Genomic DNA, 10,555 nt, shown 5'->3' on the forward strand with positions numbered 1-10,555 from the left:
GATCTGGTGCGCTTGTAGTGCGCTGGGATGACAGGCACCGGCTGGGGCACGGCGCACCGCGCAATTGGAGGGGTGGCGGAGGACCGGGCCGGACCCCGATCCTTCCCCGCAGCGGGAGCCGTTGGCGGCGGCTCACGAGTCGTTGGCGGTCAACTCGACCTGCTGCACCCCTGATGCATTTTCCGGCAGGGTCTTGGCGGGTGTAACGACACTAGCGCTTCCTGAGTGTTGATCGCCAACTCGCGGCTCTCCAGCAGAGGTTATCCCCGCAGCGAAGTGATCAGTGCGGCCACGGCACTGATAACGGCCGCTGCTGCCGTTGTCCACCCAAGCGCCAGGTTGACCCGCGAGTGCTGGCCTGTAGGCTGCGTCTGGATATTGGCTCTATCCGGAATATCTTGCTCCGGATAGGGCCCTGTGCCCAGCTGGTCCATCAGTGAGTCTCCAGGACTGGTTGTTGACGAGCTGCTCCAACAGCCCGGCATTTGCTGCACCCCGCAGCACGGACCGCTAATCCGCGCTGCGGGGTGTTCTCGTTCGGCGTGCCGGAACGCTAGCGCAGGACTCCAATCAGCCATGAGCTCTGGGTTGATTATCGGATGGCTCACCGGGAACATTTTTTAATCTGCGTAGACTTGATAACGGGCCAGGGCCTGCGGAAACATCCAGCGCGGCTCGGACGTGGTGTGCACTTTCCGACTGTGGCCAATACGCCAATCGGGGCAAATGGGGCGCGGATCTATGGCTGAATCTCACCCGTAGCGTGCTCGGTCGCGGCGACTTAACGGGTGAGTCAAGATCTGTCTCTTGTCCTGGGTCTTGCCGGGGATCTCGGTGAGCTGGTTTTTTGCTGGTCAGGAGCGATGGGCTCGCGCGCCTGGTGGTCGTCGTTGGTCGTCCATAGCCGCTGTTGAGCAGCCTCGGACGGCCTAGGGACGGCCCAGATTTGGCGCACTCGACGGACGGCCGGCGCCTTCGATGCGCCTCGTCTGAACCTCAGCCGACGACGGTCAGCCGCGACGGCGGGGGCGTCGACCGACCACGCACGCGTATGCCTCGCTGTACCCCCACCGGCCTCAGCCACGCTGCTATGCCGTCGACCAGAGAGAGCCACGACGGCCGATCCGTTACGACGATGCCTCTCTCTAATGAAATTAGAGGCGAGCCGTCACATTAAACGCTTTCCAAAGGCCTGGATGGATTTGCATCCTTTCGTTATACGACAAAGAGGCCTCCGGGTTTCTGTACTTGAAGAAGAAATGTCCACTTGTGCCAACATTTCCAATGAAATTGGTGTCGAAGAGTGCGCTGAGCGCATCGTCTAGATCGATACGCCGGAAGCGAGAATCCGATCCGAATCGCTCCTGTATTTCCTGGAATGTGAAATTCTTGCGGTGTATTGATCCGAGAAAGCTAATCACGGAGGACACTTGTTCTTCGGTGAAGTATGCGTGCAGCGCATCCCGCATTTCGTCAATAAGGTAGGTCTGCGAGTAGTCTCGGCTGCCAGCTTTCGCATTGTCTTCAGGGATGACACCAGGCTCTTCTGTGTGCCTCTGGATGATTTTTAGAAGCTGAAGAAGATCCCGGGGAGTGTGGCGCGTCTGGAGGAGGAGGAATTCAGCACTGCGCTTTTGGTCGATCTTTGGGGGGAAATATTGTTCGAATATGTTGTTGCATCCCTCGTCGACAAGTCGCGCTCGCATATTAGCCAGCCGGACGAGATGACTTGTTCGATAGTCTCTTGGGTTTTGGTACCAGTTGAGTTCAAGCCCATAATCTCGCCTAATCTTTCCGCGAGGTGAAAGTGTAAGCTTGGAAAAAAGATCGGTTCTGCAGCAAACAACGATCTTGATAGGCGTCTTACCTTCGGAGTATAGGCTGTTCAGGTCCGCCGCGGCGTGGATGAGCCCACCCAATAGAGCGCTACGTCCCTCCTGAACCAGTGACAAGTCGTCCAGCCCATCCACGAAAAAATAGTGCCTCCGCTGGCTCTTGAAGTTTCGTGTGGCGGTCTCAAGGTACGCGATCCAGTCACTTGCAGTGCTGGCGTCGGTCTGCCTCTCGAACTCTGCTGAAATGCTTGCTGCGCCCTGCATACCGACTGTGGTCGTTACTCTATTTGCCCGGAACCACTTCATGGTTGCGGGATTTCGTGGAGTTACTCCCGCTTTTTCCAGGTCTTTCGCGACAGAGATTATCTGCTTTCTGGATCCGGGGTCGGCCTGGCCATCTTCCGCGAGGGCCCCTATGATCCGAACGAGGAAATTTAGAATCCATGCATTCCGGTGCCGTGTGTTATCCATCGAATCAGGCATAACTCCCTTGAATTGCCGCAAGGGAATTTTGTCTACCAGGATTGGCGAAGGCGCAGAGTATTGACTAGGAGAATTCAGAGCGAGCAACCGCAAGCGTGCGCCAACGGCAGACTTCCCCGACCCTTTATAGCCAAGGATCAGAAATTCGTGTGAATTGAGCACTCGATCTTCGATTCCGCCCAGATCGTAGTAGCCATCCTGCAGGAGTTTAGGGGCCTGCTGGAGTTCAGTGATCGAATCGGCGTAACCGAAGTTGAACCTTCGGAAGTCTTGTACCAGGGCCACTCCTCCACGCTAGACGTGCACGGCTATGGCTGCATCTGGGGGCAGGGTGTAAGCCACACTGTCTTCGAACAGTGACAGCGGACGGGCGGTCACCCTCCGGGGCCTGAGGCCTCAGGCCCCGGAGGCCCGGTGTTCTGCGTCCGGCGGGAGCGAGCCACGTCGGCCGACTTGGAGCACAGCGCAGGACTGTGGCCTCCAGAAACCTCCACTTAGGAAGCCGTGTCCCCCGGTTCCGATTGCCTTGCTGTGTGAGCGGTCTCAGAGCTTCGAGGTCAGCCATCTGGCTCCCTGGTGCTCCTCGTGAGCCCCCGCCTGGTCTGGCACGGGTCCTCGGACACCTCCCCGCCCCGGGCCGGCACCCAGGCCCGAAAACTCCGCTTGCGGACACGTAAGTGCTGGAACTTGGGTACGGTAGACATTCATCGCCAGACTCGGCGGGGGCCGAGTGGGAGTGACGCGGAGGGGCAATGGACAGGGTTACTCGCGGGTTGATGGAGAGCTGGGCAAAGGATGCGGGAGTTGGGCATCTGAAAGAATATGTCGCCTTCGAGCGCTTCGTTAACTTCATTGTTCTTTCTCGCCACCACGACCAGCAGTTCAGCGTCGAAGATTATTCCTGCGGTGACGACGGTACGCTAGGAATCGATGGCTTCGCGCTCTCCGTTAACGGCGAACTTGTGTCCGATATGGCAGAACTGGAAGACGCGCTTTCGGGCGGCGGGGCGATCGAAGTCTCGATCACGTTGACACAGGTGAAAACATCGCCGAGTTTCGACTTGGGAGATTTGAGCATCTTCTCGGATGCGTCAATTACTCTGCTTACAGAGGATGAGCCTCCTCACCCCAATCTGGAGAATCAGCAGAAGATGCTCCATAGAGTCTTGGAGGAATCGAGTCGATTTCGCGAAAACCCTGTTTGCCGCCTCTACTATGTGACCCTTGGATCATGGAACAACCGTGGCCCCATCGTGAGAAAGATGAAAGACAGTCAAAAGCGGCTGCTCGGGTCAAACTTGTTCTCGCGCGTTGATTTTCACGTGTGGGGGGCGAGTGAGGTTCAAAGGAACTGGCGCGCCATTGATTCTGCTCTTGAGGTGACAGTCCAGTTTGAGAATCGAACCACGCTTCCTGAGGTAGAAGGGGTGCGTGAAGCGTATCTTGGGGTTCTTCCTGGTAGCGAATTCATCAAACTCGTAACTGATGACGAAGGAGAGATCCGTAAGACTCTCTTCTTCGACAACGTCCGCGACTTTCAAGGTGAGACCGACGTCAATGCGGATATCCGGCAGACGTTGGCCTCCGGTGATCGTAGTCGGTTCTGCGTCCTTAACAACGGGGTCACGGTCGTTGCGCATGACCTGAAGTCCACGGGTAATCGTTTGACCCTTGTTGACTTCCAGGTTGTGAATGGGTGTCAGACTAGCCACATCCTTCACTCTGAGCGAGAAAACTTGGACGGCGTGTACGTCCCCTTTCGCTTGATCGTCACTTTGGACGATGAGGTGGCTAAGAGCATCACGAAGGCAACCAATAAGCAGGGTCAGGTCACCAAGGAGAACCTTTTCGCCCTGTCGGAACTGCAAAAGAGGATCGAAGCCTACTTCAACTCGTTCGAAGCGGAGCCCGGTAAGCGCATTTACTATGAGCGACGTTCACGGCAATGGTCAGGTTCGGCTCAAGTTCGCGGCACATGGAGGGTGATTTCTCTCCGCAACCTGATGCAAGCTTTCGCCTCGCTCTACTTGAGGATTCCTCACACGGCTGCCCGTTATTATGGTGACCTTCGGAACCGTGTGGGTAACGACGTCTTCTCCGATGCGCACAATGAGGCCTACTATTATTCCGCTGCCTACGCCTTCTGTAAACTTGACCACTTCTTCAGAAGTGGGGCAATTGCGCGGGAGTTGAAGCCTGCCCGGTATCATCTTCTGGCCGGGGTACGAACGATTTATTCCGGGTCGAGCACTCCAGAAAGAGTAGAAAGTATCGACAAGAAAGCAGAGAAGGACTGCAAACCTTTCAACGCTTTCTTGTGGGATGACGACCGCTATCTCGAAGCCGTCCAAACTTGCGCCAACGCCCTGGTGAAACTTGCTGGCGGCCAAGAGATTAACCGTGACTTCGGGCGTACACGGGACTTCACTGAGCAGTACCTTTCTGAGCTACTCAAATAGCGCTCTCGCGACAGGAAGAGGTCGGCGGAGCGGCTTTGGTGTGGTGCTGCTTTGACGCGAGTGATCATGGCTCCGTAAAGCCGTGGAGCCGACCGCCCCAGCCAGGCGTACCCTTCTCTGGCATCAGGCGGCCGCATGCTTTGAGCGCGGGGCGGGCGCCGGCCGGGCTGGAGCGGGGCGGAGACAGGAGCGCAGGCCCGGCCGGGGGCCGGGCCGCGCGCGGTGAGCGGAGCGAGCCGCCTTGAACCAGTAGAGAAAGTTGTAACTCAGTCTGTGGTGTGGGGATTGTCCGGTCCCGGTAGGTGCTTGACACTTCGGTCCCAGCTGATGGTTGACAGTGGCCGTGGTAGTCCAGCGGGTCGGGTAAGGGCATGGGGTGCAGGGACCGTACAGGCTTTCATGCGGGGAGAACTGTCACCGTCAGTTCCCTTGAGAGCTCTTGCCCACTCTCGCCTTCGGGCGGAAGGAGGAGTTTCGTCGTGTTCGGGGTCAGCGAGCGCCGGTCTGTCGCCGAACGCCGGCGAGCGCCTTTCCCCAGGGATACGCCTGCGGGTTCCCCCGCTTCGGGGCGTGCGACTGGTATCCGTCCGGGCCATCGAGGACCAGAATGCCCTGCTCGCGCAGGACAGCAATCGACCGTGCCACCGCCGGCTGCGCGCCCTGAGCCTGGTTGAAGTAGGGCATCGCTACGACTGGCACGCCCATGTGCACCGCTTCCGACGGGATACCGATGGCGACAGTGTCCGAGATGCCGGCCCCCCACTTGTTCAACGTGGTGCACGACATCGGCGCTACCAGCATCGCGTCGGCCTTCGGTAGGGCGTCCTTCTCCCACGGCAGCTTGTACCGCGACCGAACCGGGTGCCCGGTCAGCTCGACGAGTTCCTCCATGCGCGGCTCCCACCAGGTCGCTGCGGACGGAGTGAGGATGAGGCACACGTCCCAGCCGTCGGCCTGCGCGGCGCGGACGCCGTCGTCAATGTGCTGGGTCGGGCCGGCGGCGCAGGCGATGAGGTAGAGCACTTGGGTCATGCCCGCAGTCCACAATGGTCGGCGAGCGTCCGCAAGGCCGGTCCGGGGACCCGGGTAACGCGGACGACGTCCTTGACGAGGTTTACCGTCTCCGGGCGTCCGCGCACCTCCTCGGGCGCCAGCGCGTCGGCCTGGAGCAGGGCTGCTGCGGCGGGGCCCTGGCGTCGGGTCAGCAGCAAGGCACGCGCGATGGCGACCCGGTGCCCGGCCTGCCGCTCCCGGGTCATCCCCGCGAGCGCTTCGGGCCTCGCATCCTCTGCGGCTTCGAGCGCGGACCATCCGTCCTCGAAGCGGAGCAGCACGTCCATCCGGTGCAAGGTGACGTTCGTCGGCCCGAACTGGGTGTAGTCCTCGTCCAGGTCGGCGCCCTGCCGCGCGGCTACGTCCCCGGCCTCGGCCACATACCCGCCCGCCGCTGCGACCCGCCCAGGGGTCCGCTCCTGCGAGGACTCGGCGAGTGCGGCGGACAGGTACAGCATTCCGAGGGTGGACAGGCCGAGCGCCCCGCGGTCGGTGAGCCCGTCGGCCAGGCGCCGCGCGGCTGCTGTCGCGAACTCGACCGCCGCAGCGGGACGTTGTTGGTAGACGAGGCTCTTCGCGACCCGCCGGGCGGCCGCGCCCATCTGCACCGGATCACCGGACCGCTCGGCGGCGACCAGCGCCCGGTCAGCGGCGAGCGCCGCCGGGATCGCCGTCGCCGCACCGTACTTGTGCAGGTACGAGGTGACGAGCTGGTACAGGCGGGAGAGCAACGCATGCGCCTCACCCTGCTCGCCGACGGGCGCCGCGTGCACCGCCCGCCCGGCATCCCTGATCAGTGCGGGCAGGTCCCGGGAGAGCGCAGCGTAGTGGCAGGCCTGGAAGGCCACGCAGCAGTAGTCGAGGCGGCGTTGCAGAACATCCCGCGGGTGCACGTCGTCGTCGCGGTCGGGGCCGTACAGGGCGTCGATGACGCGGAGGGCGTCAGCGGGCGGGGTGCTGTCCGCGGGTTGCTGGGGCGCAGTGTCGGTCAAGAGCTGCTCCAGGGGGATGCGGAGGATCTCGGCCGCGCGCACCAGTACCGAAAGCCGCGGGTCCTGTTGGCGCTTGCCGCCTTCGATGTCCTGCACCCAGCGCTTCGTCTGGCCCATGAGGTGGCCGAAGTCCGACTGGGTGTAGCCGCGCTCGGCTCGCCAGTAGGCGATGCGCCGGCCGATGCCTGAAGTGTCCATCCCCGTGCCCCCGTACAAGGCACGCACTTTGCGTGCCCAGCTCAGTTGTACCCCGCCCTACGGTCCCATGTGTGAGGCGGACCACATGCGAAAGGAGCGGCGCGAGCATGAACAGCGATCACAGCCAGCTGGCCTTACGACCGATCGAGGCAGCGCCCGGCGTGCTCATTCATCCCACCGCTGACCGGCGGTTGGCCTCGGAGCACTGGCTGCTGGCAACACTTCCGGCACCGAGTCGTGACCGCGCGCGGTTGGAATGGGACCAGCACCAGGTGACGCTGCTGCCGTTGGGCACCCTGTTCTCCGCTGTGCGGATCCCCGGCCGCCTCCTGGTCGCCCTGACCGGCATCACCGAGGCCCCCAAGTTGGACCAGTTCCTGTGCGAGACCCTCGACGGCGGCCCGGTCATCTGCGATCCGCGCTTCCGCCGGTACTACGCCCTGGTCCCCGCGAGCATGCCCAGAACCTGGCACCAGGCGCTCGATGACTGGCGGGCCATGGACGTTGACTGCCTGGGCCGCGGCAGCTACCTCGGCGTGCCGAGGGTGGACGCCGTGCAATGGACTCGTCCCCGCGCCACCTACTGGTCGGCGCCCATGGACTCGCCCACGGCGCTGTGCTCGCCCGTCGAGGTAGCCCGCTTGATCGCCGCCGGACGGCACCGCATGCCCGCGGAGCCGGAGGTATGAGCGGCCGCCCGTATCCGTCCTCCGTCGACGCCCCCTGGGCAGCCGCGTTCGAGCGCCTGGCGAACCACTGCATGACGTGCCCGACGTGCACGGCCGCTGACGACCAGGCCGCGAACCTTCGGCTGACGTGCCCAGAAGCCGTACGGCTGAGCAGGGAGTGCCGGGACGCCCGCCGCGGCGCCTGATCCAAGGAGACTCCCTCCCCGGCCTCGAACCCTGGACAGGTCGAGCGCCGGGCGGGCTCGTCAAGCAACCGAAGAAGACCGAAGAAGACCGAAGAAGAGAGGAAGAAGCCTTGTTCGCTCACTCCGATCGGCTCCCGACCGGGACGCCTCTGCCGTCCGGCGCGGCCGCGCCGTCCCCTTGGGGCGTGCGGCGCATGGCTCCGTATCCGGCGATGGTGTCGGGCTACGCCCGCGTCGAGCTCGACCGAACCACCCAGACGGCTCGCTACTTCGACGCCGACGGCCATCTGCTGGAGATGGGGAAGCACGGCACCAGCAGTGGCACGAACCCGGCGACCAACACCGGTAACCCGTCAGACGGCTCCGGCGGCGGTGGCAGCGGCGGCGGTGACCAGGACACCGGGAACGACACCGACCAGTGAGCTCCCTCGGTCCGGTGCTGGTCGTCACCAATCTGGACGACCCCACGGCCGACGTGGTGATCAGTGAGCTGCACGACCGGGGTGTTCCGGTCGTGCGGTTCGACTCGGGGGATTTCCCTCATGCCCTGTCAGTCACGGCCACGATCACGCCGAACGGCGTGGCAGGCACGCTGTCCACGCCGTCACGGACCGCCGACCTGACACAGGTCCGGTCCCTGTACTACCGCCGGCCTTCAGGCTTCACCTTCCCGCACCTGGACGAGCAGGACGCCCGGTTCGCGGTCGCTCAGGCCCGCTACGGTCTGGGGGGAGTCCTCGCCTCGCTTCCCGACTGCCTGTACGTCAACCACCCGCACCGCATCGGGGACGCCGAGTTCAAACCGTCCGGCCTGGCCGCCGCTGCGGCTGCGGGGTTCCATCTCCCGCCGACGGTCATCACCTCGGACCCGGATGCCGCGCGGTCGTTCATCAAGCAGCACGCACCCGTGATCTACAAGCCTCTGTCGGCGCCGCTGTACCGCATCGACGGGGTTTCCTGCACCGTGGAGGTCGCCGAGGTGGCGGCCGACGACATCGATGAGGCCGTCTCCGGCACCGCGCACCTGTTCCAGCAGCGGATCGAGAAGACCGCGGACGTACGCGTGACCGTCATCGGTGACCGGGTGTTCCCTGTCCGCATCGACTCTGACCTGTTGGACTGGCGCACCGACTACAGCCGCCTGCGCTACTCCGTGGTCAGCCCGCCGCCCGGCATCGTCGACGCCCTGCACGCGTACCTGGCCCGCTTCGGCCTCGTCTTCGGCGCTTTCGACTTCGCCATCGACCGCGAGGGGCAATGGTGGTTTCTGGAGTGCAACCCGTCTGGGCAGTGGTACTGGCTGGAGCCTGAGACCGGCTTGCCGATGCTCGCGGCCATGGCCGACCTGCTGGAAAGGAAGATGCGTTGATGACCGTCATGGACTCCGTAGCCCATCGCCGTGCGCTGGCCGGTCGACTCGTCGATGGCGGCTTCCTGCGTACCCCGCCGTGGCGCGCGGCGGTCGAAACCGTGCCCCGCCATGAGTTCCTGCGCGGCGGTTTCTTCGATCAGGTCGAAGGCTCCGCACCGACAGCCTGGCGGCCGGTCCTGCCCGGCACCGCCGGCTGGCTGGAGCGCTGCTATGCGGATGAGTCTCTGGTCACTCAGATCGCCGGGACCGTCGTGCCGGGCGACATTCGCGGCGAGATCCTGCGCACCCCCACGTCGTCCAGCACCATGCCGAGCCTGGTCGTGAGGATGCTGGAAGAGCTCCAAGTCGAAGACGGCAACCGGGTACTTGAGATCGGCACCGGCACCGGTTACTCGACCGGGCTGCTGTGCCAGCGACTCGGAGACGAGTTGGTGACGTCGGTGGAGGTGGACGCGGAGGTGTCCAGCAGGGCGAGTGCTGCCCTGGGTTCCTGTGGCTACTTCCCCGAGTTGGTTGTCGGTGACGGCCTCGCCGGGCACAAGAACGGGGCCCCGTACGACCGGCTGGTCGCCACCTGCGGGGTGCTGGAGGTGCCGCACGCCTGGATCGAGCAGACCGCACCGGGCGGAGCCATCCTGGCCACCCTGTGCGGGTGGCTGTATGCCTCGGAGTTGGCCCGGCTCACTGTCGGCGACGACGGGGTGGCCCACGGCAGACTGCTCGGGGGGCAGATCTCCTTCATGCTCGCCCGGCCGCAGCTGCCGCCCCCGCTCGGCATGCTCCCCGACCTCGACGACGCCGAGGAACGCGAGACCGCCACCGGTGCCGACGTGCTGAACAACTGGACCGCACGCTTCGTCACGCAGCTCGCCGTGCCGGGCGCCCAACGGCTGACGATGCGGAGGGACGGGCGCACCGAGGACGTCCTGGTTGACGTCGGCTCCGGTTCGTGGGCCGCGGTGTACGAGGACGGCGGTCGGTGGCTCGTCCGGCAAGGCGGGCCGGTATGGCTGTGGGACCGCGTGGAAGAGCAGCTCGGACGCTGGCGCGCCGCCGGCGCACCGAAGCTGGAGGAGTTCACCGTCACCGTTACCCCGGAGGGCCAGACGATTCGCTGGTAACCGAAGCGAGGGGACCTCTCGACCGCCCCGCTGATGTCAGAAGTGCACGTCAAAAGGCCCCGGACCAAGATCGGATGCTGTTGGTTAATCCGGGGCCTTCCTACTTCGCCCCGTCGACCTTGTGGTCGGCGGGGCGAAGTGCTGCGAAGTGGCTGGTGCGGGTGCGGG

8 protein-coding genes are annotated in these 10,555 nt (G+C 63.7%); 5 read left to right on the forward strand and 3 right to left on the reverse strand.

Going from position 1 to position 10,555, the window contains the following annotated elements; genetic code table 11:
* Nucleotides 1-1,154 precede the first annotated feature (1,154 nt).
* Nucleotides 1,155-2,603, reverse strand: coding sequence for a P-loop ATPase, Sll1717 family (locus ACFZBT_RS32440; protein WP_391111197.1), 1,449 nt, complete (start codon nucleotides 2,601-2,603; stop codon nucleotides 1,155-1,157).
* Between the two features lie 467 nt (nucleotides 2,604-3,070).
* Here ACFZBT_RS32440 and ACFZBT_RS32445 point away from each other — a divergent pair, with 467 nt between their 5' ends.
* Nucleotides 3,071-4,777 carry an AIPR family protein gene (locus tag ACFZBT_RS32445; RefSeq protein WP_391111199.1) on the forward strand — a complete coding sequence of 569 codons (1,707 nt, stop codon included), beginning with the start codon at nucleotides 3,071-3,073 and terminating at the stop codon, nucleotides 4,775-4,777.
* A 489-nt stretch (nucleotides 4,778-5,266) separates the two neighbouring features.
* Here ACFZBT_RS32445 and ACFZBT_RS32450 read toward each other — a convergent pair whose 3' ends face one another.
* Entirely contained in the window at nucleotides 5,267-5,809 is a 543-nt protein-coding gene (locus tag ACFZBT_RS32450; RefSeq protein ID WP_391111202.1) for a flavoprotein, read from the reverse strand.
* Entirely contained in the window at nucleotides 5,806-7,020 is a 1,215-nt protein-coding gene (locus tag ACFZBT_RS32455; protein WP_391111204.1) for a DNA-binding protein, read from the reverse strand. Before ACFZBT_RS32455 ends, ACFZBT_RS32450 begins: the two co-directional genes overlap by 4 nt.
* A 107-nt stretch (nucleotides 7,021-7,127) precedes the next feature.
* Here ACFZBT_RS32455 and ACFZBT_RS32460 point away from each other — a divergent pair, with 107 nt between their 5' ends.
* The 4 genes from ACFZBT_RS32460 (at nucleotide 7,128) to tgmC (ending at nucleotide 10,387) form a co-directional block, all read left to right on the forward strand.
* The gene (locus ACFZBT_RS32460) at nucleotides 7,128-7,709 is read left to right on the forward strand and encodes a hypothetical protein (protein ID WP_391111206.1); all 582 of its coding nucleotides are present in this window, start codon (nucleotides 7,128-7,130) and stop codon (nucleotides 7,707-7,709) included.
* Between the two features lie 295 nt (nucleotides 7,710-8,004).
* The gene (gene tgmA / locus ACFZBT_RS32465; protein ID WP_391111209.1) at nucleotides 8,005-8,316 is read left to right on the forward strand and encodes a putative ATP-grasp-modified RiPP; all 312 of its coding nucleotides are present in this window, start codon (nucleotides 8,005-8,007) and stop codon (nucleotides 8,314-8,316) included.
* Nucleotides 8,313-9,263 carry an ATP-grasp ribosomal peptide maturase gene (tgmB, locus tag ACFZBT_RS32470; protein WP_391111212.1) on the forward strand — a complete coding sequence of 317 codons (951 nt, stop codon included), beginning with the start codon at nucleotides 8,313-8,315 and terminating at the stop codon, nucleotides 9,261-9,263. Before tgmA ends, tgmB begins: the two co-directional genes overlap by 4 nt.
* A complete protein-coding gene (gene tgmC, locus ACFZBT_RS32475; RefSeq protein WP_391111215.1) occupies nucleotides 9,263-10,387 on the forward strand; it encodes an ATP-grasp peptide maturase system methyltransferase in 1,125 nt (374 codons plus the stop codon). The genes tgmB and tgmC overlap by 1 nt, the downstream gene beginning before the upstream one ends.
* Nucleotides 10,388-10,555: the final 168 nt, after the last annotated feature.

This window comes from Streptomyces sp. NPDC008137, assembly GCF_042957035.1.
In the GTDB taxonomy this organism is placed as follows: Bacteria; Actinomycetota; Actinomycetes; order Streptomycetales; family Streptomycetaceae; genus Streptomyces.

Bases quoted from the DNA above. Each gene is read 5' to 3' on its own strand.
- tgmC (WP_391111215.1), top strand. From the start codon at position 9,263: ATGACCGTCATGGACTCCGTAGCCCATCGCCGTGCGCTGGCCGGTCGA.
- ACFZBT_RS32455 (WP_391111204.1), bottom strand. From the start codon at position 7,020: ATGGACACTTCAGGCATCGGCCGGCGCATCGCCTACTGGCGAGCCGAG.
- ACFZBT_RS32460 (WP_391111206.1), top strand. From the start codon at position 7,128: ATGAACAGCGATCACAGCCAGCTGGCCTTACGACCGATCGAGGCAGCG.
- ACFZBT_RS32450 (WP_391111202.1), bottom strand. From the start codon at position 5,809: ATGACCCAAGTGCTCTACCTCATCGCCTGCGCCGCCGGCCCGACCCAG.
- ACFZBT_RS32445 (WP_391111199.1), top strand. From the start codon at position 3,071: ATGGACAGGGTTACTCGCGGGTTGATGGAGAGCTGGGCAAAGGATGCG.